General features: G+C 71.4%; 19 protein-coding genes. 10 read left to right on the forward strand and 9 right to left on the reverse strand.

The features are described 5' to 3' along the window. Positions 1-144: 144 nt before the first annotated feature. Genes IO20_RS0130445 through IO20_RS0130465 form a run of 5 tightly spaced genes read right to left on the reverse strand, consistent with a single transcriptional unit; the run spans position 145 to position 5,558 of the window. A complete protein-coding gene (locus IO20_RS0130445; RefSeq protein WP_030556520.1) occupies positions 145-1,455 on the reverse strand; it encodes a DUF58 domain-containing protein in 1,311 nt (436 codons plus the stop codon). 12 nt (positions 1,456-1,467) lie between these two features. Continuing rightward, positions 1,468-2,451 (reverse strand): AAA family ATPase, encoded by a 984-nt coding sequence (locus tag IO20_RS0130450; protein ID WP_030556518.1) that lies wholly within the window; start codon positions 2,449-2,451, stop codon positions 1,468-1,470. Continuing rightward, positions 2,448-3,644: a DUF4350 domain-containing protein gene (locus IO20_RS0130455; RefSeq protein ID WP_030556516.1), complete on the reverse strand. Its 1,197-nt coding sequence runs from the start codon at positions 3,642-3,644 to the stop codon at positions 2,448-2,450. Before IO20_RS0130455 ends, IO20_RS0130450 begins: the two co-directional genes overlap by 4 nt. Beyond that, positions 3,641-4,333, reverse strand: coding sequence for a DUF4129 domain-containing protein (locus IO20_RS0130460; protein ID WP_030556515.1), 693 nt, complete (start codon positions 4,331-4,333; stop codon positions 3,641-3,643). Before IO20_RS0130460 ends, IO20_RS0130455 begins: the two co-directional genes overlap by 4 nt. Positions 4,334-4,337: 4 nt before the next feature. Then, positions 4,338-5,558: a DUF7847 domain-containing protein gene (locus tag IO20_RS0130465; RefSeq protein WP_030556513.1), complete on the reverse strand. Its 1,221-nt coding sequence runs from the start codon at positions 5,556-5,558 to the stop codon at positions 4,338-4,340. 330 nt (positions 5,559-5,888) lie between these two features. Between IO20_RS0130465 and mtrA the strand changes: the two genes are divergently transcribed. From mtrA to IO20_RS0130495, 6 genes are all read left to right on the forward strand, one after another. Beyond that, positions 5,889-6,566 (forward strand): two-component system response regulator MtrA, encoded by a 678-nt coding sequence (gene mtrA / locus IO20_RS0130470; protein ID WP_030224028.1) that lies wholly within the window; start codon positions 5,889-5,891, stop codon positions 6,564-6,566. 1 nt (position 6,567) lies between these two features. Then, positions 6,568-8,586 carry an MtrAB system histidine kinase MtrB gene (gene mtrB, locus IO20_RS0130475; protein WP_078946283.1) on the forward strand — a complete coding sequence of 673 codons (2,019 nt, stop codon included), beginning with the start codon at positions 6,568-6,570 and terminating at the stop codon, positions 8,584-8,586. A 118-nt stretch (positions 8,587-8,704) separates the two neighbouring features. Continuing rightward, on the forward strand, positions 8,705-10,468 hold the full coding sequence (locus tag IO20_RS0130480) for an LpqB family beta-propeller domain-containing protein (RefSeq protein WP_051875075.1): 1,764 nt from the start codon (positions 8,705-8,707) through the stop codon (positions 10,466-10,468). A gap of 111 nt (positions 10,469-10,579) precedes the next feature. Further along, positions 10,580-11,389: a ComF family protein gene (locus tag IO20_RS0130485; RefSeq protein WP_030556507.1), complete on the forward strand. Its 810-nt coding sequence runs from the start codon at positions 10,580-10,582 to the stop codon at positions 11,387-11,389. A gap of 293 nt (positions 11,390-11,682) precedes the next feature. Next, the gene (gene hpf, locus IO20_RS0130490) at positions 11,683-12,363 is read left to right on the forward strand and encodes a ribosome hibernation-promoting factor, HPF/YfiA family (RefSeq protein ID WP_030556506.1); all 681 of its coding nucleotides are present in this window, start codon (positions 11,683-11,685) and stop codon (positions 12,361-12,363) included. Positions 12,364-12,568: 205 nt separating this feature from the next. Continuing rightward, positions 12,569-13,321, forward strand: a complete 753-nt coding sequence (locus tag IO20_RS0130495) for a response regulator (protein WP_030556504.1) — start codon at positions 12,569-12,571, stop codon at positions 13,319-13,321. A 13-nt stretch (positions 13,322-13,334) separates the two neighbouring features. Here IO20_RS0130495 and IO20_RS0130500 read toward each other — a convergent pair whose 3' ends face one another. Both IO20_RS0130500 and IO20_RS0130505 read right to left on the reverse strand, forming a co-directional pair. Then, the gene (locus IO20_RS0130500) at positions 13,335-14,507 is read right to left on the reverse strand and encodes a winged helix-turn-helix domain-containing protein (protein WP_030556502.1); all 1,173 of its coding nucleotides are present in this window, start codon (positions 14,505-14,507) and stop codon (positions 13,335-13,337) included. Between the two features lie 75 nt (positions 14,508-14,582). Further along, entirely contained in the window at positions 14,583-15,170 is a 588-nt protein-coding gene (locus IO20_RS0130505) for a GNAT family N-acetyltransferase (protein WP_030556500.1), read from the reverse strand. A gap of 239 nt (positions 15,171-15,409) precedes the next feature. Here IO20_RS0130505 and secA point away from each other — a divergent pair, with 239 nt between their 5' ends. Beyond that, a complete protein-coding gene (secA, locus tag IO20_RS0130510; RefSeq protein WP_030556498.1) occupies positions 15,410-18,220 on the forward strand; it encodes a preprotein translocase subunit SecA in 2,811 nt (936 codons plus the stop codon). Between the two features lie 88 nt (positions 18,221-18,308). Here secA and IO20_RS41675 read toward each other — a convergent pair whose 3' ends face one another. Next, on the reverse strand, positions 18,309-18,845 hold the full coding sequence (locus IO20_RS41675; RefSeq protein WP_245685113.1) for an Rv3235 family protein: 537 nt from the start codon (positions 18,843-18,845) through the stop codon (positions 18,309-18,311). A gap of 274 nt (positions 18,846-19,119) precedes the next feature. On the opposite strand from IO20_RS41675, the gene IO20_RS0130520 reads away from it, so the two are divergent. Together IO20_RS0130520 and IO20_RS0130525 are read left to right on the forward strand one after the other, a co-directional pair. Then, complete coding sequence (locus IO20_RS0130520; RefSeq protein ID WP_030556058.1) at positions 19,120-19,626, forward strand: DUF6912 family protein; 507 nt, start codon at positions 19,120-19,122, stop codon at positions 19,624-19,626. A 57-nt stretch (positions 19,627-19,683) separates the two neighbouring features. Next, positions 19,684-20,352, forward strand: a complete 669-nt coding sequence (locus IO20_RS0130525) for an HAD family hydrolase (RefSeq protein WP_030556059.1) — start codon at positions 19,684-19,686, stop codon at positions 20,350-20,352. A gap of 154 nt (positions 20,353-20,506) precedes the next feature. Here IO20_RS0130525 and IO20_RS0130530 read toward each other — a convergent pair whose 3' ends face one another. Further along, on the reverse strand, positions 20,507-21,061 hold the full coding sequence (locus IO20_RS0130530) for a DJ-1/PfpI family protein (protein WP_030556060.1): 555 nt from the start codon (positions 21,059-21,061) through the stop codon (positions 20,507-20,509). 431 nt (positions 21,062-21,492) lie between these two features. On the opposite strand from IO20_RS0130530, the gene IO20_RS0130535 reads away from it, so the two are divergent. Next, the gene (locus tag IO20_RS0130535) at positions 21,493-26,454 is read left to right on the forward strand and encodes an NAD-glutamate dehydrogenase (RefSeq protein ID WP_030556062.1); all 4,962 of its coding nucleotides are present in this window, start codon (positions 21,493-21,495) and stop codon (positions 26,452-26,454) included. The last annotated feature ends 21 nt before the right edge of the window (positions 26,455-26,475 follow it).

Consider the following 26,475-nt stretch of genomic DNA (forward strand, 5'->3'; position numbering starts at 1 on the left):
GTACTGCAGGGGGGACCCTGTGGGAGAGTAGGACGCCGCCGAACAATCATTGTGGGAAAGCCCCGCACCTCATGGTGCGGGGCTTTTCTGCGTTCACCACCAGGCAGCCCTTTCGGGGGAACCTGCGCTGGTCCGGGGGCTTGATCAGAGGCGGCCGGCCGCCTTCAGGGCGAGGTAGGCGTCGGCCAGAGCCGGGGCCAGGGTGTCGGGGGAGGCATCGACCACTGTGACGCCGCGGCGTTGCAGTTGGTCCGCCGTACGGGCGCGCTGTGACTGCGTCTGAGTGGCTGCCGCAGCCTCGTAGACGCCGTCGATCGTGCCACGGGCCGCCGCCATTCCGGCGGCGTGCGGGTCGGCGACAGAAGCCAGCAGGACCGTGTGGCGCTGGGTGAGCTGCGGCAGGATCGGGAGGAGGCCTTCCTCGACCGGTGCTGCGTCGAGGCTCGTCAGCAGGACGATCAGGGAACGGCGAGGTGCGCGTGCGAGGGCGGTGGCCGCCAGTCCCCGGGCGTCGGTCTCCACCAGCTCGGGCTCGAGCGTGGCCAGGGCGTTGACCACCGCGGGCAGGACGTCGCCCGCGGAGCGGCCCTGGACCTGGGCGCGGAGACGGCGGTCGTAGGCCAGCAGGTCCACGCGGTCGCCGGCTCGGGAGGCGAGCGCCGTGAGGAGCAGGGCCGCGTCCATGGAGGCGTCCAGGCGGGGGACGTCGCCGACGCGGCCGGCCGAGGTCCGGCCGGTGTCGAGGACGATGAGGATGTGGCGGTCGCGTTCCGGGCGCCAGGTGCGGACGGCGACCGTGGATTGGCGGGCGGTGGCACGCCAGTCGATCGAGCGGGTGTCGTCACCGGGGACGTACTCGCGGAGGCTGTCGAACTCCGTGCCCTCGCCGCGGGTCAGCACGCTGGTGCGGCCGTCGAGTTCGCGGAGTCTGGCCAGCCGGGACGGCAGGTGCTTGCGGCTTGTGAACGGGGGCAGGACGCGGACGGTCCAGGGGGCTTCGTGGTTGCCCTGGCGGGCCGCGAGTCCGAGGGGGCCGTACGAGCGGACCGTGATGCGCTCGGCGTGGCGGTCGCCGCGGCGGGTCGGGCGCAGGCTGGTGGTGAGGCGGCGGCGTTCGCCGGCAGGGACCGTGAGCCGTTGGCGCGAGGAGGCCTGTTCGGTGCCGGGGAGCCAGCTGCTGGGCGGCCAGGCGTCGCGGAGCTGGGCACGCAGACGTCGGCGCGACCGGTTGGTGACGGTGAGCTGGACCTCCGCCGCGTCACCGAGTCGAACGGATGTGTCGCCACTTCGGGTGAATTGGAGCGTTCGTACTGGCGCGGCCAGGGCGTAGTCGCACAGAATTGCGAGCGAGAGGGGCGCGTTGACCGCCAGCATTCCCGTCCAGCTGGGGGCGAGGATGCCGACGGGGAGCGATCCGAGGGCCGCGAGCAGTGCGGTTCGTCCGGTGAGGGCCATGGGGCGCCGTTCTCAGCGGGGGACGGGGACGTGGGCGAGGATCGAGTTGATGACGGAGTCGGGGGTGACCCCCTCCATCTCGGCCTCGGGCCGCAGGTGGATGCGATGACGCAGGGTGGGGAGAGCGAGGGCCTTCACATCGTCCGGGGTGACGTAGTCCCGGCCGGTGAGCCAGGCCCAGGCGCGGGCGGTGGACAGCAGGGCGGTGGCGCCTCGGGGGGAGACCCCGAGCGTGAGTGAGGGGGATTCACGCGTGGCACGACAGATATCGACGACATAGCCGGCGATCTCGGTGGAGACCGAAACCTTGGAGACCGCGGCGCGGGCGGCCGCGAGCTGCGCGGGACCCGCGACGGGGCGGACGTCGGCGGCCTTCAGGTCGCGGGGATCGAAGCCCTCGGCGTGACGGCTGAGGACCTGGATCTCGTCCGCGCGTGAGGGCAGAGGCACCGTCAGCTTCAGCAGGAACCTGTCCAGTTGGGCCTCGGGAAGAGGGTAGGTGCCCTCGTATTCGACGGGGTTCTGGGTGGCGGCGACGAGGAAGGGTTCGGGCAGGGGGCGGGGTGTGCCGTCGACGGTGACCTGGTGTTCCTCCATCGCTTCCAGGAGGGAGGACTGGGTCTTCGGGGGCGTGCGGTTGATCTCGTCGGCGAGCAGGAGATGGGTGAAGACCGGACCGGGCTGGAAGGAGAACTCGGATGTCCGGTTGTCGTAGACCAGGGAGCCGGTGACGTCGCTCGGCATGAGGTCGGGGGTGAACTGGACCCGCTTGGTGTCGAGTTCGAGGGCGGCGGCGAGCGCGCGGACCAGCAGTGTCTTGGCGACGCCGGGGACGCCTTCGAGGAGGACGTGTCCCCGGCAGAGCAGGGCGACGACGAGACCGGTGACGGCGGGGTCCTGGCCGACCACGGCCTTCGCGATCTCGGTGCGCAGGGCCTCCAGGGAGGCGCGGGCGCTGTCCGAGTCCGTAGCGGTCTCGGGGGTCGGGGCGCTCATGAGGTGCGTACCTCTCTTTCGAGGGCGTCGAGTTGGTCCGCCAGGCGGATGAGGGTGGCGTCGTCGGCGGGGGCCGGGCCGAAGAGGAGGGTCCTGGTGTCCGCGGTGGTCTCGGGGAGACGGGCGGAGAGCGCGGGGAGGAGGCGCTCGGAGGAGTGGGCGTCCTGGAGGGGGACGCCGAGCAGCGGGGCGATCCGGGTTCGGGTCGCGGTGCGCAGGACGGTTGCGGCGCGGTCGCGCGCGTTCGCCTTGCGGTAGAGGCGGGCACGGCCCTCGGTGGCCTCGGAGGCGCGGATGGCGACGGGGAGGCTTTCGGTCACCAGGGGGCCGAGGCGGCGTGCCCGCCAGATGGCGGCGAGCAGGGCGGCGACCGCGAGTTGGAGTGTGCCCCACAGCCAGCCGGAGGGGATGAGGGCGAGGAAGTTGCCCGTGGTGTCGTCGTCGGGTGCGTCGGCGGCGGTGGCGTCGGTGAGAGAGGGGAGGTACCAGACCAGATGGGGTCGGGAGCCGAGGAGTTGCAGGGCGAGCGAGGCGTTGCCCTGCTGGTCGAGACGGTCGTTGTGGAGGATGGCGGGCGAGCCGAGGAGGACGGTGTCGGTGGCGTCCGGGCCCGGGATGCGGACCAGGGACGGCAGACCGTCGGCGGGGTAGCAGGCGTCGGCGTCGGGGCCGGTGACGTAGTAGCGCTCGCCGCCGAGATCGACGCTGCCGGCGCGGGTGGCGGCTTCCAGAGTGCAGGAAGGGGCGCGGTTCTCCACGGCGGTGCTGGTGGCGGCGGTGACGTTCGGGGCCAGGACCGGGAGGGAGGGGTCGCCGGCGCCGACGAGGACGGTGCGGCCCGCGGAGCTCGTGATGGTCTGCCGGAGCGTGGACTGTTGAGTGGCCGTCAGCAGATCGGGGGTGGTGACCAGGAGCGTCGTCGCCGTGTCGGTGGCGGCCGTGGCCTCGTCGAGGGTGGTGGCGAGGGTGATCGTGACGCCACGGGCCTTGAGGAGTTCGGCGACGGCGCGACTGCCGTGGGGGGCGGCGGAGCGGGGGTCGAGAGCGCCCTGGGAGTCGGAGGACCGCATCGTCGCGAGGACGACGCCCCCGATGAGGATCAGGGCGAGGACGAGGACCGCTCCGCGGGTGCGGGTCCACAGCTGACGGGTGGACAGGGCGGTCGACGTGGTGCCGGTGGCCGGGCGGCTCATGCGGGCGCCCCCGTGGCGGCGGTGTCGAGGGTGGGGCGGGTCCGCTCAAGGGCGGTGTCGAGTTCCTCGACGCGGCGGTACGCGGGCTCGTCGGCGGTGCGGCCACCGTACGTGACGTCGTCGAAAGTCCGGGCTGCGAGGCGCAGTTCGTCCGCGTGGGCGGGCAGGGAGCGGCCTGCCTCGGCGGCGGCCTCGTCCGCGGTGCGGCCGGGGCGGGGGTCGAGCAGGGTGCGTTCTTCGAGGGAGCGGACGATCGCCCGCATTCGTTCCTGGACCGCCTCGTTCCAGTGGCCTGCGGAAGCGTGGCGGGCGGCTGCCGTCCGGTGGTCGCGGGCGGTGCGGGGGCCGTCGGGGAAGAGGGAGTCGGCCGAACTGCCGGGTGTCCGGCGGGGGGTGCCGAGGCGCCACCAGAGGGCGGCGACCAGGGCGGCGGCGAGCAGGATCACCGTGACGAGGCCGAGGACGCCGCCCGGGGTGGCCCCGGACGCGGCGCCGAACAGGTCGTCGAGCCACTCCCAGAAGCGGTCGAGGCCGCGCTGGAGGAGGCTCGGGTCGTTCTCGTGGTACATCGGCCTGGACAGCTCCCGTTCCGCCGCCTCACGGGCGGGGACGCGGGAGATGTCCACCGGTACGTCGCCGTCGGCGAGCAGCCGCGTCGGTGCCGTGGCCGTTCCCCCCGTGACCGTCACGGCATCAGCCTCCGACGGTCTCGTCGCCAGGTGCGGGGCCGTAGCCGGGGAGGCCAGCGGCGCGTGCCAGTTCGAGGTCCAGGGCTTCGCGGCGGATGCGCTGGTCCACGTAGAGGAGCACCGTCACGCCGGCCGAGATCGGGTAGGTGATCGCGCTGGTGATCACGCCGCCGATGCCCGTGATGAGCAGGAACGGCCAGCCGGGCGCGGAGGACTCGGTGAGCAGGCCGGAGAAGCCGTCGCCGTCGACCGCGATGCCGATGATGATGAACGGAATCACGATGATCATCGCGAAGACGAAGATCAGCAGCTGGGTGACGAGGGTGATGCCGAAGATCCGCCACCACGCGCCCTGGACCAGCTTGGCCGAGCGCTTCAGGGCCTGGATCACGCCCTGGCGCTCCAGCATGAGGGCGGGGGAGGCGAGGGCGAAGCGGATCAGCAGCCAGACGGCCGTCGCCAGACCTCCGAAGCCGCCGAGCATGACCAGGGCCGCGCCGGCGGCGCCGCCGACGAGGAGCCCCGGGAGCAGGCCCACGAGGACGATGGCGGTGCTCATGGCCGCGACCAGCAGGGTCAGGCCGACGAGCTGGAGGAGGCGGGGCCGGGCCTCCTGCCAGGCGGAGCCCAGCGAGACCGGACGGCCGACGACCGCACGGCTGATGACGACGGTCAGCAGGGCGGCGCTGAACAGGGACGCCATCAGCGTCACGAGCAGGGCCGGGCCCGTACCGATCAGGGAGGCCTGGGCCGAGTCGAGAGACTGCTGGAGCGCCTCGGCGGGGGTGGCGTCCGGGTCGGCCGCGGGGACCGTGGGGGCGAGATAGCGCTGGGCCAGGATGCTGGCGATCTCGGAGATCACCGCGACCGTGACCGTGATCGCCAGGACCGTGCGCCAGTAGGTGCGGAGCGTCTTCACCGCGCCGTCGAGGATCTCGCCCATGCCCAGCGGGCGCAGGGGGATCACGCCGGGCTTCGCGGCCGGAGGGCTGCCCCAGTGGGCGTTCGGCGGCGGGGTGCCCCAGTTCGGCCCTGTCGTCGGTGTCCGGGGCGGGGGCGGGGTCTGACCGGTCGGCGGGGACCACTGGCCGGCGGGCGGCTGGTCCTTCGACCACTGCGGGGCGGAGCCGTTCGCGTCGGACGGAGCGGGCCGGGGAACCCCGGAGCCGTTCTGGTCGTCGGAGGGGGCGGATCCGGGCGAGGTCCAGCCCGGAGTGTCGTTCACGGTCGTCCACCTCGGAGGATTGGTCGCGGCGCCGGATCGGCGAACCGGCTCGGTCACGGCGGCCGACACCTGACTCGGCGGCGGGCCGGGTGCCATCGTGCCACGCGGGACCCGCCCGTGGGCGGGAGCGGTGTCGACCTTCGTACCTTCGTCCGGAGGTTCATTGTGCGAGCGGCAGGCTGCACACTGTGCGGATACCCGATCATCTCGCGCGAACCGTGCGGTGGCGGGCCGAGCGGGGCGCGATCGACGGGATCGTGGTCCGGGCTGCGGGAGGCGCTGTGGGGCAGGTCACGGCAGGTAACGATTGGCTAATGGGATGATGTCGATATGAAGGGACGCGTTCTTGTCGTCGACGACGACACCGCACTGGCCGAGATGCTCGGCATCGTGCTGCGGGGTGAAGGGTTCGAGCCGTCGTTCGTCGCGGACGGTGACAAGGCGCTTGCCGCATTCCGGGAGGCCAAGCCTGACCTGGTGCTGCTCGACCTGATGCTGCCCGGAAGGGACGGCATCGAGGTGTGCCGCCTGATCAGGGCCGAGTCGGGTGTGCCGATCGTCATGCTCACGGCCAAGAGCGACACGGTGGACATCGTCGTGGGTCTGGAGTCCGGGGCCGACGACTACATCGTGAAGCCGTTCAAGCCGAAGGAGCTCGTCGCCCGTATCCGGGCGCGGCTGCGGCGGTCCGAGGAGCCGGCTCCGGAGCAGCTCACCATCGGTGACCTCGTCATCGACGTGGCCGGGCACTCCGTGAAGCGGGAGGGGCAGTCCATCGCCCTGACCCCGCTGGAGTTCGACCTGCTCGTCGCGCTGGCGCGCAAGCCGTGGCAGGTGTTCACCCGTGAGGTTCTCCTCGAGCAGGTCTGGGGCTACCGTCACGCGGCCGACACCCGGCTGGTGAACGTCCACGTGCAGCGGCTGCGCTCGAAGGTCGAGAAGGACCCGGAGCGCCCGGAGATCGTGGTCACCGTGCGTGGCGTCGGGTACAAGGCGGGGCCGAGCTGACATGAGCATAGGCAGTACTGCTCCGAGGCCCGGGGACCCGGGAACGCGTACGGGGCGGGCTGCCGGGCCGAGGCGGGGGGGCTCGCGTTCCGGCCGTCCGCCGAGGGGTGGGCGGTTGTTCCGGGACGGGGCGCCCGGTGGCCCGGTCCTCCGGCTCTTCGCGCGCTGGGTGCGGCGTCCGCTGCTGCCCGCCGTGCGGCTGTGGCGGCGGAACATCCAGCTGCGGATCGTCGCGGGCACCCTGCTGATGTCGCTCGGGGTGGTGCTGCTGCTCGGCCTGGTCGTCATCGGCCAGGTCCGCAACGGCCTCCTCGACGCCAAGGAGAAGGCCGCCCAGAGCCAGGCCGCCGGCGGGTTCTCCGCCGCCCAGGACAGGGCGGCGACCACCCCCTCGGCGCCTGGTCAGCAGGACGGCGGGCGGGCCGGCGCGTCCGTGAACTGGCGGTCCACGCTGGTCGAGCAGCTCGCCAGTGGCGGCCAGAGCGCCTTCAACGTGGTCGCGCTGTCCCTCGACACCGACGACACGGCGAGCCGTGGCGTACGCGCGTCCGGCGAGGTCGACCCGGCCAAGAGCATCCCCGCCGACCTGCGGCACCAGGTGGCCCAGGGCGCGGACACCCTCCAGAAGTTCACCAGCATCCACTACACCAGCGGAAAGGCGTCCGAGGCCGGTCTGGTGATCGGCAAGCGGCTGAACGACGCCGAGGGCGACCAGTACGAGCTGTACTACCTCTTCCCGCTGACCCAGGAGGAGGACTCCCTCACCCTGGTCAAGGGCACCCTGGCGACCGCCGGGCTGTTCGTCGTCGTCCTGCTCGGCGCCATCGCCTGGCTCATGGTGCGCCAGGTCGTCACGCCGGTACGGATGGCCGCCGGGATCGCCGAGCGGCTCTCGGCGGGCCGCCTGCAGGAACGGATGAAGGTCACCGGCGAGGACGACATCGCCCGGCTGGGCGAGGCCTTCAACAAGATGGCGCAGAACCTCCAGCTCAAGATCCAGCAGCTGGAGGAGCTGTCGCGGATGCAGCGGCGGTTCGTGTCGGACGTGTCGCACGAGCTGCGCACCCCGCTGACCACGGTGCGGATGGCCGCCGACGTCATCCACGAGGCCCGGGTCGACTTCGACCCCGTCACCGCCCGTTCGGCCGAACTCCTCGGCGACCAGCTCGACCGGTTCGAGTCGCTGCTCTCCGACCTCCTGGAGATCAGCCGGTTCGACGCGGGCGCGGCGGCCCTGGAAGCCGAGCCGATCGACCTGCGGCAGGTCGTGCGCCGGGTCATCGGCGGCGCCGAACCCCTCGCCGAGCGCAAGGGCACCCGGATCGTGGTCGTCGGCGACGAGCAGCCCGTGGTGGCCGAGGCGGACGCCCGCCGGGTCGAGCGGGTGCTGCGCAACCTCGTCGTCAACGCGGTCGAGCACGGCGAGGGCCGTGACGTGGTGGTGAAGCTGGCCGCCGCCGGTGGGGCCGTCGCGGTCGCCGTACGCGACTACGGCGTCGGGCTCAAGCCGGGCGAGGCCACGCGGGTGTTCAACCGGTTCTGGCGGGCCGACCCGGCCCGCGCGCGCACCACGGGCGGCACCGGCCTCGGCCTGTCCATCGCGGTCGAGGACGCCCGGCTGCACGGTGGCTGGCTCCAGGCCTGGGGCGAGGCCGGTGGCGGTTCGCAGTTCCGGCTCACCCTGCCGCGTACCGCGGACGAGCCGCTGCGCGGCTCCCCGATACCCCTGGAGCCCGAGGACTCACGGCGCAATCGCGAGCAGGCGGCCGCGGGCCGCGTCCAGGACGGCACCCGCCTCACGGCGGTGCCGGCGCAGGCCGCGGGCGACCGGCCGCAGCTGCCCGTACCGCCGAGGCTGCCCGCGCCGTCGCGGGCGACCGTGGATCCGACGGCCCTGCCCGGCAGTGGCGCACGAGTGGTGGCACGCACGGCGGCGGACGGCGACGGCGGTGGGGCGGGTACGGCGACGGCCGGCGCGAACGGGAACGTGGAGCGGGAGGACGGGACACGTGGGCGTTGACTCCCCAGTGGGGCGCGCGGGGCGGGGCTTGCGGGAGGGGCACCCGGGGTCTGGACGGAGTGCGCGCGCGGTGGTGCTCGCCGCGTGCGGCGGACTCCTGGCGACCGGTTGCGCGACGATGCCCGACAGCGGGGACGTGCAGCCGGTCAAGGGGGTCAACCAGGGCGACTCGCAGGTGCGGGTCTACGCCGTCGCGCCCCGGGAGAACGCGGATCCGGACGAGATCGTCGACGGCTTCCTCGAAGCCATGACCAGTGACGACCCCGGCTTCGCCACCGCCCGCAAGTACCTCACGAAGCAGGCCGCGCGGACCTGGAAGCCGGAGGAGAGCATCACGGTGCTCACCACCGCGCCGGACCGTGACCAGGCCGACCGCAACGCCGACCCCGAGGAGCAGGGCCGCGCCTACCCGCTCTCCGGCCGCAAGATCGCGACCGTGGACGCCCGGCACGCGTACCAGCCGATCAGCCCCGCCAAGTACCTGACCTCGATCCACGTCGTGCAGCAGCCCACCGCCAACGGCAAGGGCAAGGAGTGGCGCATCGACGGCCTGCCGCCCGGCCTGGTCCTCGGCGAGGCCGATTTCCTGCGCAACTACCGGTCGGTCAACAAGTACTACTTCGCCTCGGGGGAGGACTGGGTCGTCGCCGACCCGGTCTACATCCGCCAGCGTCAGGACCCCGTCACCCGGATGGACCCGGTGACGCAGACGGTCAAGGCGCTCCTCGAAGGCCCCACGAACTGGCTCAAGCCGGCCGTCGACTCGCGCTTCCCCTCCGGCACGGAGCTGCAGAAGGGCGTCACCACGCTGACGACCGACGACCAGTCCACGCTGAAGGTGCCGCTCAACCGCAAGGCGGACCGGGTGGGCGCCGAGGCCTGCCGGCGGATGGCGGCGCAGCTGCTGTTCACGCTGGGCGACCTGACGTCCGTACGCGTCGAGCAGGTGGAGCTCCAGGACTCGAACGACCGGACGCTGTGCCGCCTCGGCAAGGGACAGGCGGCCGATTTCGCCGCGGTCCGCAACACGGACAGGGAAGAGCACCCGTACTTCGTCGACGAGCACCACAAGCTGATGATGCTGGTCGTCGGGGGCAAGGAGGCGAACGCGCCCGTCGAGGTGCCCGGCCCGCTCGGCAAGGGCACCACGCCGCTCCAGTCGGTCGCCGTCGACCGGGGCGAGACCCGCGCCGCAGGGGTCGGGCAGACCGGCCGGGAGCTCTTCGTCTCCTCCATCACCACGGAGGAGGACGCGTCGCCCGCGCTCCTGAGCAGCAAGGGCGCCAAGCCCGCCGACCGGCTGTCCGCGCCCAGCTGGGACGGCAGGGGAGACCTCTGGGTCGCCGACCGCGATCCGGCGGCGCCCCAGCTGTGGATGGTGCCGGGCGGCACCGGTGATCCGGTCAAGGTGCGCACGCCGTGGCTGCAGGACGACGCGAGGATCGAGTCGCTGCGGGTCTCCGCCGACGGGGTCCGGATCGCTCTGGTGGTCACCAGGGGCGGGGACACGACCCTGCAGATCGGCCGGGTCCAGCGGCAGACGACGGGCGACGAACCGGTCGTCTCCGTGCTCGACCTCCAGCCCGCCGCGCCCCGGATGGAATCGGTCACGGCCGTCTCCTGGGCCGGGCCGAGCCGGCTCGTCGTCGTCGGCAAGGAGGCGGGCGGCGTCCAGCAGATCCGCTACCTCCAGACGGACGGTTCGACCTCGGCGAGCCTGGTGCTGCCCGGTCTGAACGGGGTGACCTCGGTGGCCGCCCCGCACGTCGACAACGTGCCCCTGGTGGCCGACTCCGGCGACGACGGCGTCGTCCGGCTCGCACCGGGCACCAACTGGCAGCCGGTGGTCAAGACGGGGACCTCGCCCGTCTACCCGGGGTAGCGACTCCGAGGCGCGGGCCCTCCGGAGGTGACATACCAAGGGCCTACCTGACGTACTTCGCGGTTTTCCACAGGGGTGGCCCGCTGGGTCGTGAAGGCGCACAGTGGAGCCATGCGGGGCTGGTGGCGCGAGATCGCCGGGCTGGTGCTGCCGGTCGCCTGCGGAGGCTGCGGCCGGCCGCGCACCGAGCTGTGCCCGTCCTGTGCGGCCGCGCTGACCGGGGCCGGTGCGGGACCGCGCAGGGTGCGCCCTTCGCCCGAGCCCGCCGGTCTTCCCGTGGTCCACGCCGTCGCGCCGTACGCCGACGTCGTACGGGAACTGCTCCTGGCCCACAAGGAACGCGGGGCCCTCCCCCTCGCCCGGCCCCTGGGCAACGCCTTGGCCGATGCCGTGGAGGCGGCCGCCGGTGCCGCCAAGAGCCCGGAGGCGGCTCCCCTGCTCCTCGTACCGGTGCCGTCCTCCCGGCGCTCCGTACGGGCGCGTGGCCACGATCCGACGCGGCGGATCGCGCTGGCCGCGGCGGCGCGGCTGCGGTCCGCGGGACGGCGGGCGCGGGTCGTGCCCGTGCTGCGGCAGCGGCGGTACGTGGCGGACCAGGCGGGGCTGGGAGCGCGTGGGCGGCTCGCGAACCTCTCCGGCGCCCTGGAGCTCGTGCCGGGCGGCGGACGGCTGCTCGGGGCGGGAGAGGTGGTGCTGGTGGACGACCTGATGACCACGGGGGCCTCGCTGGCGGAGGCCGCGCGAGCCCTCGGAGCCGTCCACCGTCCGTTCATTCCCGGAATACCGCAGGGTTTACCGGCGGGTTCCGCGCAGCATGGATTCGAACAGCGGGCGGCGGCTGTGATCGCATCCTCTCCCGCTTCGTTCGAATTAAACCGGAACTTGTCGGGGAGTTGGATCGTTGCAGGTGGTGAGAGGTGAAAGCACCCGTACGGAGGTATATCGCGGTAGCGGGTGCCGACACCCGTCCGAAGGGGCTATGTTCGGTTGTGGGGAATGGTGGAAGCCATCGCCTCGACGAATACTGGTTGCGCCTGCAGGACAGGAGTTCAGAGCGAATTAACCTCTTGTCGATGGGGTGGGGATCTTGTCGACTGGGGAGGAGGAGGTGAAAGTCGCCAAGTCCGAGCTCCGGTAATCGACCGGAGTCTGGTGCAAAGGGAGATGCCCGGCGGCCCAGGGGCCGACCAGGCGATCCGGGAACGGAGTTCTGCGTGGACATCGTCGTCAAGGGCCGCAAGACCGAGGTGCCCGAGCGGTTCCGCAAGCACGTGGCCGAGAAGCTGAAGCTGGAGAAGATCCAGAAGCTCGACGGCAAGGTGATCAGCCTCGACGTCGAGGTGTCCAAGGAACACAACCCGCGGCAGGCCGACAGGTCCGACCGCGTGGAGATCACCCTCCACTCCCGAGGCCCGGTGATCCGGGCGGAAGCTGCGGCAGGCGACCCGTACGCAGCGCTCGACCTCGCCAGCGACAAGCTCGAGGCGCGACTGCGGAAGCAGCACGACAAGCGGTACACCCGCCGCGGAAGCGGCAGGCTTTCGGCGGCCGAAGTCGGGGACGTGGTTCCCGGCGTCGCCCAGTTCAACGGAGACGGCCAGCTGGTCGCCGACGAGTCCGAGAAGGTGCCCACCACGATGATGGGCTCGATCGAAGTCCAGGGCGAAGGCCCGCTGGTGGTCCGCGAGAAGACCCACCGGGCCGCACCCATGACGCTCGACCAGGCGCTCTACGAGATGGAGCTGGTCGGCCACGACTTCTATCTCTTCGTCGACTCCGACACGAAGCAGCCGAGCGTCGTCTACCGACGACACGCGTACGACTACGGCGTCATCCATCTCGAGGGCGACCCGCTTGCCGAGGCCGGCGGTGCCGGCGGTGCGCTCGGCGGCTGACGGCCGGCCGCCGCACTCACCCGGTCGCCCCTCACGGTGCCCCTGGAGCGCCCTTCGCGCCCCCAGGGGCACCCCCGTGCGTGCACGGGATCACTCCATCGACGCCCGGGCATGAAATCATGGCGTGCACGCCAACCGGTGCTCGACGAGTACGGGTTGGGGGACCGGAAACGAATTCAGGCCACGGCCTTCAGGGGGAGGAACGATGGCGGACAGCTTCGGGCCGGTGCTCAGCGGGCGTGAGCACGGTAGTGCGGTCCCGGAGGGATCGGATTCGGACAGCGGTGCATTCCGCAAAGAGCCGATCAGGGTCCTCGTGGTGGACGACCATGCCCTCTTCCGCCGGGGACTGGAGATCGTCCTCGCGCAGGAGGAGGACATCCAGGTCGTCGGAGAGGCCGGCGACGGGGCGGAGGCCGTCGACAAGGCCGCCGATCTGTTGCCCGACATCGTCCTGATGGACGTGCGGATGCCGCGGCGCGGGGGCATCGAGGCGTGCACCTCCATCAAGGAGGTGGCACCCAGCGCGAAGATCATCATGCTGACGATCAGCGACGAGGAGGCCGACCTCTACGACGCGATCAAGGCGGGCGCCACCGGCTACCTCCTCAAGGAGATCTCCACCGACGAGGTCGCGACGGCCATCCGCGCGGTCGCGGACGGGCAGTCGCAGATCAGCCCCTCGATGGCGTCGAAGCTGCTCACCGAGTTCAAGTCGATGATCCAGCGCACGGACGAGCGCAGGCTCGTGCCCGCGCCCCGGCTGACCGACCGCGAGCTGGAGGTCCTCAAGCTCGTCGCGACCGGGATGAACAACCGGGACATCGCCAAGGAGCTGTTCATCTCCGAGAACACGGTGAAGAACCACGTGCGCAACATCCTGGAGAAGCTGCAGCTGCACTCCAGGATGGAGGCCGTGGTCTACGCGATGCGGGAGAAGATCCTCGAGATCAGGTAGGGCGCGGGGGCGCTCAGGACAGGGCCCGCACCAGCTCGGGTGCGAGCTCGGGGTGGTTCACCCGGTCCGGCACCACCGACACCGCGTCGCAGCCGACCCACTCGGCCGCCTCGCGCAGCGCCTGCGCGACCGCGGGCACGGCCTTGGGGCCGTCGAGCGTCACCTGGCGGGCGACGAGCGTCCTGCCCTCGCGCGCGGGGTCCACCCTGCCGACCAGACGGCCGCCGGCGAGGACCGGCATCGCGAAATAGCCGTGCACCCGCTTCGGCTTCGGCACGTACGCCTCCAGGCGGTGGGCGAAGCCGAAGATCCGCTCCGTCCTTGCCCGCTCCCAGATCAGCGAGTCGAACGGCGACAGCAGCGTCGTACGGTGCCGGCCGCGCGGCGGGGAGGCCAGCGCCGCCGGGTCCGCCCAGGCGGGCTTCCCCCAGCCCGCGACCGTGACCGGCACGAGCCCCGACGCCTCGACCACCGCGTCGAACTGCTCACCCTTGATCCGGTGGTAGTCGGCGATGTCCGCGCGCGTGCCCACGCCCAGCGCCTCGCCGGCCTGCCGCACCAGGCGCCGCACGCACTCGGTGTCGTCCAGGTCGTCATGGAGCAGGGCCTGCGGGATCGCCCGCTCGGCCAGGTCGTACACCCGCTTCCAGCCGCGCCGCTCGACCACGACCACCTCGCCGAACATCAGCGCCCGCTCGACGGCGATCTTGGTCTCGGACCAGTCCCACCACTCGCCCTTGTTCTTCGCGCCGCCCAGTTCGGTCGCCGTCCGGGGGCCCTCGTCCCGCAGCTGGGCGATGACCTTGTCGTACGCGCCCGCCGAGAGGTCGTGGTGCCAGTGCGGGCGGTCGCGGTAGGCGCGGCGGCGGAACGCGAAGTGCGGCCATTCCTCGACGGGCAGGATGCAGGCCGCGTGGGACCAGTACTCGAAGGCGTGCGCGTCGGTCCAGTACGCGTCCTCGACCGTCGTACGGCCGACGGCGCCCAGGCGCGCGTACGGGATGAGCTCGTGGGAGCGGGCCAGTACGGAGATCGTGTCGAGCTGCACCTGGCCCAGGGCCCGCAGGACCCCGCGCACCCCGGCACGGCGGTCGGTGGCGCCCAGGAAGCCCTGGGCGCGCAGCGCGATCCGGCGGGCTTCGTCGGCGGACAGTTCGGCGGCGGTGTGGCGGGGCACAGTCGTCATGGACCGCACCCTAGGCCCCGGCACCGACAGTCGGCTCGGCCTTCGCTCCGGAGGGCCGGGCGTACCACTCGGGGGTCAGGTCCTGGCGGGCAGGTCGGGGGCCGGGAGGTAGGGCAGCGGGCTCGGGAGGCCGAAGTCGGAGGGGAGCAGGGCGCCGACCCAGCAATCGCGGAGCGTCCCCTTGTTGACCAGGGCGGCGCGCTGGACGCCCTCGACGACGAAGCCGACGCGCTCGGCCACCGCGCGCGAAGCGGCGTTGCCGACCTCGGCGCGCCACACCAGGCGGGTGCAGCCGAGACCGGTGAAGGCCCAGTGGGCGAGGGCGCGGGCGATCTCTGTCATGTAGCCGCCGCCGCGGTGCTCCTCGGCCAGCCAGAAGCCGATCTCCCAGGCGCCGCCGTCGCGGCTGCTCAGGGAGGCGGCGGCGAGCAGCGGGCCGCCGGCCAGGGGCTCGACGGCGAACGCGTACTCGGTGTCCTCGCGCCAGCCGTCGGGCACCAGCCGGTTCAGGAAGAAGTCGGCGTCCTGGCGGGTGTAGGGATCGGGGACGGTGGTCCAGCGCCGGATGGCGGGGTCCTGGCAGATCTCGTACACGGCCTCGGCGTCGCCGGGGACGAAGTTCCGCAGGCGGAGCCGGTCGGTGGTGAGGGTGATGGGTTCCATGCCGGGATTGTGGTGACCTCGCGGACCGGAAGCGAACACTTTTCGGATGGGGCGGCACCTTCCGCCCACCTCGTGCGTTCTCTTTCCGGGTGGACGTACGGCTCCGGCACTGTAGGCCTCCCTTCGCGAGGGCGGTCTCGCTTACGATGGCCGTTGCGGTGGGGACCACCTGCCGTGCCCGCGCTCGCGTCCATGACAAGACCCAGTGCCAGGCCCGACCGGCAAGGAGAGCAGCCTCAGTGTCCGTCTTCAACAAGCTCATGCGTGCAGGCGAAGGAAAGATCCTGCGCAAACTGCACCGCATCGCGGACCAGGTCAACTCCATCGAAGAGGACTTCGTCAACCTCTCCGACGCCGAGTTGCGCGCGCTCACCGATGAGTACAAGCAGCGGTACGCCGACGGTGAGAGCCTCGACGACCTGATGCCCGAGGCCTTCGCGACGGTGCGCGAGGCCGCGAAGCGTGTTCTCGGTCAGCGTCACTACGACGTCCAGCTGATGGGCGGCGCCGCCCTCCACCTCGGCTACGTCGCCGAGATGAAGACCGGTGAGGGCAAGACCCTCGTCGGCACCCTCCCGGCGTACCTCAACGCGCTGTCCGGCAAGGGCGTCCACCTGATCACGGTGAACGACTACCTGGCCGAGCGCGACTCCGAGCTCATGGGCCGGGTGCACAAGTTCCTCGGCCTCAAGGTCGGCTGCATCCTCGCCAACATGACGCCGGCCCAGCGCCGCGAGCAGTACGCCTGCGACATCACGTACGGCACGAACAACGAGTTCGGCTTCGACTACCTGCGCGACAACATGGCGTGGTCCAAGGACGAGCTCGTCCAGCGCGGCCACAACTTCGCCTGTGTCGACGAGGTCGACTCCATCCTCGTCGACGAGGCCCGTACGCCGCTGATCATCTCCGGCCCGGCCGACCAGGCGACGAAGTGGTACGGCGACTTCGCGAAGCTCGTCACCCGCCTCTCCAAGGGCGAGCCCGGCAACCAGCTCAAGGGCATCGAGGAGACCGGCGACTACGAGGTCGACGAGAAGAAGCGCACCGTCGCGATCCACGAGGCCGGTGTCGCCAAGGTCGAGGACTGGCTCGGCATCGACAACCTCTACGAGTCGGTCAACACCCCGCTCGTCGGCTACCTGAACAACGCCATCAAGGCCAAGGAGCTGTTCAAGAAGGACAAGGACTACGTCGTCATGGACGGCGAAGTCATGATCGTCGACGAGCACACCGGCCGTATCCTCGCCGGCCGCCGCTACAACGAGGGCATGCACCAGGCGATCGAGGCCAAGGAGGGGGTGGCGATCAAGGACGAGAACCAGACCCTCGCCACGATCACCCTGCAGAACTTCTTCCTCCTGTACTCGAAGCTGTCGGGCATGACCGGTACGGCCATGACCGAGGCCGCCGAGTTCCACCAGATCTACAAGCTGGGCGTCGTCCCGATCCCCACGAACAGGCCGATGATCCGCAAGGACCAGTCCGACCTGATCTACCGGACCGAGGTCGCCAAGTTCGCCGCCGTCGTCGACGACATCGCGGAGAAGCACGAGAAGGGTCAGCCGATCCTCGTCGGCACGACCTCCGTCGAGAAGTCCGAGTACCTCTCGCAGCAGCTCTCCAAGCGCGGCGTGCAGCACGAGGTCCTCAACGCGAAGCACCACGACCGCGAGGCCAGCATCGTCGCCCAGGCCGGTCGCCGGGGCGCCGTCACCGTCGCCACGAACATGGCCGGACGCGGTACGGACATCAAGCTCGGCGGCAACCCGGACGACCTCGCCGAGGCCGAGCTGCGCCAGGCGGGTCTCGACCCGGTCGAGCACGTCGAGGAGTGGGCCGCGGCCCTCCCCGGTGCCCTCGAGCGCGCCAAGAAGGCCGTGCAGGCGGAGTTCGAGGAGGTCAAGGACCTCGGCGGGCTGTACGTGCTGGGCACCGAGCGCCACGAGTCCCGCCGCATCGACAACCAGCTCCGCGGCCGCTCCGGCCGTCAGGGCGACCCGGGCGAGTCCCGCTTCTACCTCTCCCTCGGCGACGACCTGATGCGTCTGTTCAAGGCGCAGATGGTCGAGCGCGTGATGGCCATGGCCAACGTGCCGGACGACGTGCCGATCGAGAACAAGATGGTCACCCGGGCGATCGCCTCCGCCCAGTCGCAGGTCGAGACCCAGAACTTCGAGACGCGCAAGAACGTCCTGAAGTACGACGACGTCCTCAACCGGCAGCGCCAGGTCATCTACGGCGAGCGCCGGCGCGTCCTGGAGGGCGAGGACCTGCACGAGCAGATCCAGCACTTCATGGACGACACGATCGACGACTACATCCGCCAGGAGACCGCCGAGGGCTTCGCGGAGGAGTGGGACCTCGACCGTCTGTGGAACGCGTTCAAGCAGCTCTACCCGGTGAAGGTCACCGTGGAGGAGCTGGAGGACGCGGCCGGAGACCGTGCGGGCATCACCGCCGAGTTCATCGCCGAGTCCATCAAGGGCGACATCCACGAGCAGTACGCCTCGCGGGAGAAGGAGCTCGGCTCGGACATCATGCGCGAGCTGGAGCGGCGCGTGGTGCTGTCCGTCCTCGACCGCAAGTGGCGCGAGCACCTCTACGAGATGGACTATCTCCAGGAGGGCATCGGCCTCCGGGCCATGGCGCAGAAGGACCCGCTGGTCGAGTACCAGCGCGAGGGCTTCGACATGTTCACCGCCATGATGGAGGGCATCAAGGAGGAGTCCGTCGGCTACCTGTTCAACCTGGAGGTCCAGGTCGAGCAGCAGGTCGAGGAGGTCCCGGTGCAGGCGACCGCCCCCTCGCTCTCCAAGGAGGACGCCGTTCCCGCGGCCGCGGGGCGTCCGGAGATCCGCGCCAAGGGGCTCGACGCCCCGCAGCGGCCGGACCGGCTGCACTTCTCCGCGCCGACCGTGGACGGCGACGGCGGTGTCGTCGAGGGCGACTTCGCCTCCGACGACGTGGACTCCGGTGACGGGATGACCCGTGCGGAGCGGCGCAAGGCCCAGAAGAACGCGGGCGGTGGGCGTCGCCGCAAGAAGTGACGCCGTGCCGCTGAGACGGTGACGGTGAGCCCCTTCGGCTCGCCGTCGTACGAGGGGTCGGTCGCCCGGTGGGCGGTCGGCCCCTTCGTCATGCGTGCCGGGTGGGCGCGGCCCCCGCGCCGAGGCCGTCGAGTTCGACCGCGGCGCAGCGCCAGCGCTGGTCGGCGCCGCGCTCCAGACGGAAGGCCATCGCCCGGACGCGGGGGCCGGTGGCGATGGTCGCGAAGGCCTCCACCGCGGTCCGGCCGGCGTCCACCTGGACCGAGCAGCGGCGCAGGACGGGACGGGGGCCGAGGGACCGCAGGGGCGTCTCGGGGGCGATCCTGACCAGCTGCTCGTACGCCTCGCCGACGGTGTGGCCGAGCATCCAGTGGACCGGCCGTTCTCCGCTGAGCACGGCGAGCAGGCGCTCGGCGAAGACGGTGTGCGGGGGGAGCGTGCGCGGGGGAGCCGTGCGGGGGTGGGCCCCCGCGGGGCCGCGGGGGCGGGTGCCGGCGGGGCCGCCGGGGGCGGTGCGGGGGCGTGGGGCGCGGGGGCGGGTGCTCGCCGTGCCGGGGTGGGGCTGCGGCGTGGTGGCGGGTGCGGGTGCGGCTGCGGCTGCGGTGCTGGCGAGCGTGGCGTTCATGGCGGTCCCCTGTCGTTGCGTGACCGGTTGGTACCAGTCAGTAACTTCCGTTGGGGATCTTGTACGGGTGGGCCCGGAGCCACCGCAAGGTGCCCGGTGCCGGGAAGTGGACCGGAAGGGGAATCACCTATCCGGGTGACGCCGTGAAAAATCGGCTCTCCGGGGCCCGGAACCTCCCCGCCCGCGGTGGACGAGGGCGGGGAGCGGGCGGGAACCCCGAAGGGGGACTCCGCACGTATCCTGAGGGCCTCTCCGACTACGAAAGCGGCCAGCCATGCGCGTGTACGTCCCCCTGACCCTCCCCGGTCTCGCACAGGCGCACAAGGCGGGCGAGCTGGGCCCCGGCCCGCTGACGGCCTACGCCGTGACCCCCGCCCTGCGCGAGTGGTACGTCTCCGACGACATCGAGGAGCTGGAGTACGCGGCGCTCAACCGGGCCGCCTCCGCCTCCCTGCGCCTCGTGGCCGGCGACCCCGACGCCCCCCGGCGCCGGATCGTCGTCGCCGTGGACGTGGCCGACAAGGACGCGGTCACGGACCCCGACCGGGGGCTCGACGCGGGCTCCATCGGCGAGGTCCGCATCGCCGGGTCCGTCCCGCTCGCCAAGGCGGCCGCGGTGCACGCCGACGCGGACGACGCGCAGGCCGACGTGACGGCCGCCGCAGACGCGCTGGGGGCGGCGGACCAGGGCGATGACGACGCGCAGTTCGTCGTGGACGGGGCCGAGGACCACGAGCTGCTGTGGTTCGGGGTGCAGGAGATCCCCGCGCTGCTGGGCTGAGCGGCTCGGAGCCACCGCCGAGTCTTCGCTGTCGGACCCGCCGGGTACCTTCTTGGGATGGGGAAGCGCGACGGCTTGCGCGGCAAGCATCTGGTCTGGGACTGGAACGGCACACTGCTCGACGACATCGGCGCGGTCATCGGGGCGACCAACGCCGCCTTCGCCGAGCTCGGGCTCGAACCGATCACCCTGGAGCGGTACCGGGAGCTGTACACGGTGCCGGTGCCGAAGTTCTACGAGCGGCTCATGGGGCGGCTGCCCACCGACGCGGAATGGACCGTCATGGACGGCGCCTTCCACCGGCACTACTGGCAGCGCGCCGAGGACTGCGGGCTGACCTCCGGTGCCGCCGAGCTGCTCGCGGCGCGGCAGGCGTCCGGGTTCACGCAGTCGCTGCTGTCCCTCGCGCCGCACGCGGAGCTGATACCGCTGGTGCGGCGGCACGGGATCGCCGAGCGGTTCCTGCGCATGGACGGGCGCGTCGACGCCTCGACGGACGGGAAGTCCGGGCACATGGTGCGGCACCTGGCGGCGCTTCGCGTCGCCGCGGAGAGGGTCGTCGTCATCGGTGACGCGGCGGACGACGCGGTGGCGGCGGCGCATGTGGGGGCCCGGGCGGTGCTGTACACCGGGGGCTCGCACAGTCGGGCTTCGCTCTCGCGGGTCGGGGTGCCGGTGGTGGACTCCCTGGAGGAGGCCGTCGCCGTCGCGGAGGAGCTGGTCTGACGGCCGACGGTCGGTGGGGCGCCGGGTGCGGCCCGGTGGGTGGTTGTGCCCACCCGTTCCGCCCCGGCGGAACGCATGGACACAACCACACCGGACGGGCGGTGCCGGCCCACAACCACGCCAGGCGGCGTCAGCCCACGACCACCGGAGCGGGTCAGCCCTTCGCGCGGAGGACCTTCAGGAATTCGCGCATCCAGGTGGGGTGGTCCGGCCAGGCCCGGGAGGAGACCAGGAGGCCGTCGACGACCGCCGCGCTGTCCTGGAAGGTCGCACCGGCCGCCTGCATGTCGAGTTCGAGCGCAGGGTACGCCGTGACCCGGCGGCCCTCCAGGCCGCCGACCGCCGCCGTCAGGAGCGGGCCGTGGCAGATCTGGGCCACCGGCTTGTCGGCGTCGAAGAAGGCCTTGAGGACCTTGCGGAGCTCCGGGTCGTTGCGCAGGTACTCCGGCGCGCGGCCGCCCGGGATCACCACCGCCACGTACGCGCCCGGGTCGACCTCCGAGAAGGCCAGGTCGGCGGGCCAGGTGTAGCCGGGCTTCTCGGTGTACGTGTCGAAGCCGGGTTCGAAGTCGTGGACGACGAACCGGAGCTGCTTGCGCGCCGGGGCCGCGATGTCGACCTCGTATCCCTCTTCGAGCAGTCGCTGGTAGGGGTACAGCACCTCCAGCGACTCCGCCGCGTCCCCGGTCACGATCAGGATCTTCGCCATGGCTCTCCCAGATCACAGATGGTCGGTCTGCCGTGCCGTGCCCATGCTCGGGTACACGCTGCCCGTGGCGGGGCACTTTGCCAAGAGGACATGTGTCGCTGTCCATAACGTCAAACTTCCACCCCCTCTTTTGTACACATACGGACCATGACGGCCCGGGGGTCGAGGACGATAGGCTTTTCCCGTGATCAGCGCGATACGCCGAGGGGGCAATGCAGCCCCCGGCTGCCGCCCGGCCCGCGACAGCGGCCGGGCCGACCGTGCGTTCGCCGATCCTCTCCGTCCGGGCGCGCCGCGCTCTGTGGCCGATAACGACCCGGGCATCTCTCATCCGGGCATAACGTCGACTTCGACCGGAATCACCGCGTCGTGGCGTTGTCCCCTTCCTTCCACCGACGTCACGCAACGGCGCGCGACCAGGAGTCAGAGGCATGCAGACCAAGCTGGACGAAGCCAAGGCCGAGCTGCTCGAAAGGGCTGCCCGGGTAGCTGAGCACAGCCCGGTCGGGGGGCGACTTCCGACGGGCCCGGAGGGTGAGCGCCCGGACCGGGACGCTGTGCTCGAGTACCTCCAGCGCTACTACCTGCACACGGCGCCGGAGGACCTCGGCGACCGGGACCCGGTCGACGTGTTCGGTGCCGCGCTCTCTCACTACCGGCTCGCGGAGAACCGCCCGCAGGGCACCGCGAACGTGCGCGTCCACACTCCGACGGTCGAGGAGAACGGCTGGACGAGCAGCCACTCCGTCGTCGAGGTCGTCACCGACGACATGCCGTTCCTCGTCGACTCCGTCACCAACGAGCTGTCCCGCCAGGGCCGCGGCATCCACGTCGTGATCCACCCGCAGGTCCTCGTCCGCCGTGACGTGGCCGGCAAGCTCATCGAGGTCCTCTCGGCCCAGATCCACGGCGAGCTGCCGCACGACGCGCTCACCGAGTCCTGGATCCACGTCGAGATCGACCGCGAGACCGACCGCGCCGACCTCAAGCAGATCACCGCGGACCTGCTGCGCGTCCTGTCCGACGTCCGCGAGACGGTCGAGGACTGGGAGAAGATGCGCGATGCCGCCCTGCGCATCGCCGACGGCCTCCCGGACGAGCCCACCGCGTCCGACCTGCGCCCCACCGAGGTGGAGGAGGCCCGCGAGCTGCTGCGCTGGCTGGCCGACGACCACTTCACCTTCCTCGGCTTCCGCGAGTACGAGCTGGTCAACGGCGACGCCCTGTCCGCCGTCCCCGGCACCGGCCTCGGCATCCTGCGCTCCGACCCGCACCACAGCGGTGACGACGAGGGCCACCACGCCCACCCCGTCTCGCCGTCCTTCAGCCGGCTGCCCGCCGACGCCCGCGCCAAGGCGCGCGAGCACAAGCTGCTGATCCTGACGAAGGCCAACAGCCGGGCGACCGTGCACCGCCCCTCGTACCTCGACTACGTCGGCGTGAAGAAGTTCGACGCCGACGGCAACGTCGTCGGCGAGCGCCGCTTCCTCGGCCTGTTCTCCTCGGCCGCCTACACCGAGTCCGTCCGCCGGGTCCCGGTCGTCAAGCGCAAGGTGCAGGAGGTCCTGGAGGGCGCCGGCTTCTCGCCCAACAGCCACGACGGCCGCGACCTCCTCCAGATCCTGGAGACGTACCCCCGCGACGAGCTGTTCCAGACCCCGGTCGACCAGCTCCAGGCCATCGTCACCAGCGTCCTGTACCTGCAGGAGCGGCGCCGACTGCGCCTCTACCTGCGTCAGGACGAGTACGGCCGCTACTACTCGGCCCTCGTCTACCTGCCGCGCGACCGCTACACGACCCGCGTCCGGCTGCGGATCATCGACATCCTGAAGGAGGAGCTCGGCGGCATCAGCGTCGACTTCACCGCCTGGAACACCGAGTCGATCCTGTCCCGGCTGCACTTCGTCGTCCGCGTCAAGCCCGGCACCGAGCTGGCGAAGCTCACCGACGCCGACGTCGACCGCATCGAGGCCCGGCTCGTCGACGCCGCCCGCTCCTGGGCCGACGGCTTCGGCGAGGCGCTCAACGCCGAGCTGGGCGAGGAGCGCGCCGCCGAGCTGCTGCGCCGCTACGGCAACGCCTTCCCCGAGGGCTACAAGGCCGACCACTCGCCGCGCGCGGCCGTCGCCGACCTCGTCCACCTGGAGGCGCTGGCCCGGACCGAGGGCAAGGACTTCGCGCTCTCCCTGTACGAGCCGGTCATCGCGGGTCCCGGCGAGCGCCGCTTCAAGATCTACAAGACGGGCGACCCGATCTCCCTGTCCGCCGTCCTGCCGGTGCTCAACCGGCTCGGCGTCGAGGTCACCGACGAGCGCCCCTACGAGCTGCGCTGCGCCGACCGCACGCACGCCTGGGTCTACGACTTCGGTCTGCGGCTGCCCGCCCCGACCGGCAACGGCCTCTCCTTCGGCGACGACGCCCGCGAGCGTTTCCAGGAGGCCTTCGCCGCTACTTGGATGGGTCAGGCGGAGAACGACAACTTCAACTCGCTCGTCCTCTCCGCCGGGCTCACCTGGCGCCAGGCGATGGTGCTGCGCGCCTACGCCAAGTACCTGCGCCAGGCCGGTTCGACGTTCAGCCAGGACTACATGGAGGACACCCTCCGCAACAACGTCCACACCACCCGGCTGCTCGTCTCCCTCTTCGAGGCCAGGATGGCCCCGGAGCGCCAGCGCGCCGGCACGGAGCTGACCGACGGCATCCTGGAGGAGCTGGACGGCGCCCTCGACCAGGTCGCGAGCCTGGACGAGGACCGGATCCTGCGGGCCTTCCTCGCCGTCATCAAGGCCACCCTGCGGACCAACTTCTTCCAGAGGAACGCCGAGGGCGAGCAGCACTCCTACGTGTCGATGAAGTTCGACCCGCAGGCCATCCCCGAGCTTCCGGCACCGCGCCCGGCCTTCGAGATCTGGGTGTACTCCCCGCGCGTCGAGGGCGTCCACCTGCGCTTCGGCAAGGTCGCCCGAGGCGGTCTGCGCTGGTCGGACCGGCGTGAGGACTTCCGTACGGAGATCCTCGGCCTGGTCAAGGCGCAGATGGTGAAGAACACCGTCATCGTGCCGGTCGGCGCCAAGGGCGGCTTCGTCGCCAAGCAGCTCCCGGACCCCTCCGTGGACCGGGACGCCTGGCTGGCCGAGGGCATCGCCTCGTACAAGACCTTCATCTCGGCGCTGCTCGACATCACCGACAACCTGGTCGCGGGCGAGGTCGTGCCGCCGGTCGACGTGGTCCGCCACGACGAGGACGACACCTACCTCGTGGTCGCCGCCGACAAGGGCACCGCGACCTTCTCCGACATCGCCAACGGGGTCGCCGAGTCGTACGGCTTCTGGCTCGGTGACGCCTTCGCCTCCGGCGGTTCCGCCGGCTACGACCACAAGGGCATGGGCATCACCGCCCGCGGCGCCTGGGAGTCCGTCAAGCGCCACTTCCGCGAGCTGGGCCACGACACCCAGACCGAGGACTTCACGGTCGTCGGCGTCGGCGACATGTCCGGCGACGTCTTCGGCAACGGCATGCTGCTGAGCGAGCACATCCGGCTCGTCGCGGCCTTCGACCACCGGCACATCTTCATCGACCCGAACCCGGACGCGGCCGTCTCGTACGCCGAGCGCCGCCGGCTCTTCGAGCTGCCCCGCTCGTCCTGGGCCGACTACGATCCGGCGCTGCTCTCCGCGGGCGGTGGCATCCACGCCCGCAGCGCCAAGTCGATCCCGGTCAACGCGCACGTCAGGGCCGCCCTCGGCATCGAGGACGGCGTCACCAAGATGACCCCGGCCGAGCTGATGAAGGCGGTGCTCCACGCGCCCGTCGACCTGCTGTGGAACGGCGGCATCGGCACGTACGTCAAGTCCTCCGTCGAGTCCAACGCCGACGTCGGCGACAAGGCCAACGACGCCATCCGCGTCGACGGCCAGGACGTCCGCGCCAAGGTCATCGGCGAGGGCGGCAACCTCGGCGCGACCCAGCTGGGCCGCATCGAGTTCGCCCGGGTCGGCGGCCCCGAGGGCCACGGCGGCAAGGTCAACACCGACGCCATCGACAACAGCGCCGGCGTCGACACCTCCGACCACGAGGTCAACATCAAGATCCTGCTCAACGGGCTCGTCTCCGAGGGCGACATGACCGTCAAGCAGCGCAACAAGATCCTCGCGGAGATGACCGACGAGGTCGGCACGCTCGTCCTGCGCAACAACTACGCGCAGAACACGGCCCTGGCCAATGCCGTCGCCCAGTCGCCGTCCCTCCTCCACGCCCACCAGCGGTACATGCGCCGCCTGGGCCGCGACGGCAGCCTCGACCGCTCCCTGGAGTTCCTGCCCAACGACCGGCAGATCCGCGAACTGCTCAACACCAACCGGGGCCTGAGCCAGCCGGAGCTCGCCGTCCTCCTCGCGTACACCAAGATCACGGTGGCCGACGAGCTGATCGGCACGGAGCTGCCGGACGACCCGTACCTGCGCGGGCTGCTCCACGCGTACTTCCCGACGCTGCTGCGCGAGAAGTTCACCGAGGCCGTCGACAACCACGCGCTGCGCCGCGAGATCGTCACCACGATCCTGGTCAACGACACCGTCAACACCGGTGGCTCGACCTTCCTGCACCGCCTCCGCGAGGAGACCGGCGCGTCGATCGAGGAGATCGTCAGGGCGCAGACCGCCGCCCGCGTCGTCTTCCGGCTCAGCCAGGTGTGGGACGCCGTGGAGGCGCTCGACAACCAGGTGCCGGCCGAGGTGCAGACCCGGATGCGGCTGCACTCCCGCCGGCTCGTCGAGCGCGGCACGCGCTGGCTGCTCAACAACCGGCCGCAGCCGCTCCAGCTCACCGAGACCATCGAGTTCTTCGCCGACCGTGTCGAGGAGGTCTGGGCGCAGCTGCCGTCGCTGCTGCGCGGCGCGGACCTGGAGTGGTACCAGTCGATCCTGGACGAGCTGACCGCGTTCGGTGTGCCGGAGGAGCTCGCGCTGCGGGTCGCAGGCTTCTCCTCCGCGTTCCCGATCCTCGACGTCGTCGCCATCGCGGACCGGACGGGCAAGGAGCCGCTCGCGGTGGCCGAGGTCTACTACGACCTGGCCGACCGGCTGCGGATCACCGACCTGATGGACCGGATCGTCGAGCTGCCCCGCAGCGACCGGTGGCAGTCGATGGCCCGCGCCTCGATCCGTGAGGACCTGTTCGCGGCGCACTCGGCGCTCACGGCGGACGTCCTGGCGGCCGGGAACGGCACGTCGAGCCCGGAGGAGCGGTTCAAGGCCTGGGAGCAGAAGAACGCGGCGATCCTGGGCCGCGCGCGGACGACCCTGGAGGAGATCCAGGGTTCGGACACCTTCGACCTGGCGAACCTGTCCGTGGCGATGCGGACCATGCGCACGCTGCTGCGTACGCACAGCTAGGCATGCGTGAGGAAGGGCCCC

The sequence above is a fragment of the Streptomyces exfoliatus genome, from assembly GCF_000725545.1.
GTDB lineage: Bacteria > Actinomycetota > Actinomycetes > Streptomycetales > Streptomycetaceae > Streptomyces > Streptomyces exfoliatus.

Excerpts from the sequence above, each read along its gene's own strand:
- IO20_RS0130530 (WP_030556060.1), bottom strand. The coding sequence starts at position 21,061 with ATGGCGAAGATCCTGATCGTGACCGGGGACGCGGCGGAGTCGCTGGAG.
- IO20_RS0130500 (WP_030556502.1), bottom strand. The coding sequence starts at position 14,507 with ATGACGACTGTGCCCCGCCACACCGCCGCCGAACTGTCCGCCGACGAA.
- IO20_RS0130455 (WP_030556516.1), bottom strand. The coding sequence starts at position 3,644 with ATGAGCCGCCCGGCCACCGGCACCACGTCGACCGCCCTGTCCACCCGT.
- IO20_RS0130535 (WP_030556062.1), top strand. The coding sequence starts at position 21,493 with ATGCAGACCAAGCTGGACGAAGCCAAGGCCGAGCTGCTCGAAAGGGCT.
- mtrB (WP_078946283.1), top strand. The coding sequence starts at position 6,568 with ATGAGCATAGGCAGTACTGCTCCGAGGCCCGGGGACCCGGGAACGCGT.
- IO20_RS0130525 (WP_030556059.1), top strand. The coding sequence starts at position 19,684 with ATGGGGAAGCGCGACGGCTTGCGCGGCAAGCATCTGGTCTGGGACTGG.
- IO20_RS0130495 (WP_030556504.1), top strand. The coding sequence starts at position 12,569 with ATGGCGGACAGCTTCGGGCCGGTGCTCAGCGGGCGTGAGCACGGTAGT.
- IO20_RS0130485 (WP_030556507.1), top strand. The coding sequence starts at position 10,580 with ATGCGGGGCTGGTGGCGCGAGATCGCCGGGCTGGTGCTGCCGGTCGCC.
- IO20_RS0130520 (WP_030556058.1), top strand. The coding sequence starts at position 19,120 with ATGCGCGTGTACGTCCCCCTGACCCTCCCCGGTCTCGCACAGGCGCAC.
- IO20_RS0130480 (WP_051875075.1), top strand. The coding sequence starts at position 8,705 with ATGCCCGACAGCGGGGACGTGCAGCCGGTCAAGGGGGTCAACCAGGGC.
- IO20_RS0130505 (WP_030556500.1), bottom strand. The coding sequence starts at position 15,170 with ATGGAACCCATCACCCTCACCACCGACCGGCTCCGCCTGCGGAACTTC.
- mtrA (WP_030224028.1), top strand. The coding sequence starts at position 5,889 with ATGAAGGGACGCGTTCTTGTCGTCGACGACGACACCGCACTGGCCGAG.
- IO20_RS41675 (WP_245685113.1), bottom strand. The coding sequence starts at position 18,845 with ATGAACGCCACGCTCGCCAGCACCGCAGCCGCAGCCGCACCCGCACCC.
- IO20_RS0130450 (WP_030556518.1), bottom strand. The coding sequence starts at position 2,451 with ATGAGCGCCCCGACCCCCGAGACCGCTACGGACTCGGACAGCGCCCGC.
- IO20_RS0130445 (WP_030556520.1), bottom strand. The coding sequence starts at position 1,455 with ATGGCCCTCACCGGACGAACCGCACTGCTCGCGGCCCTCGGATCGCTC.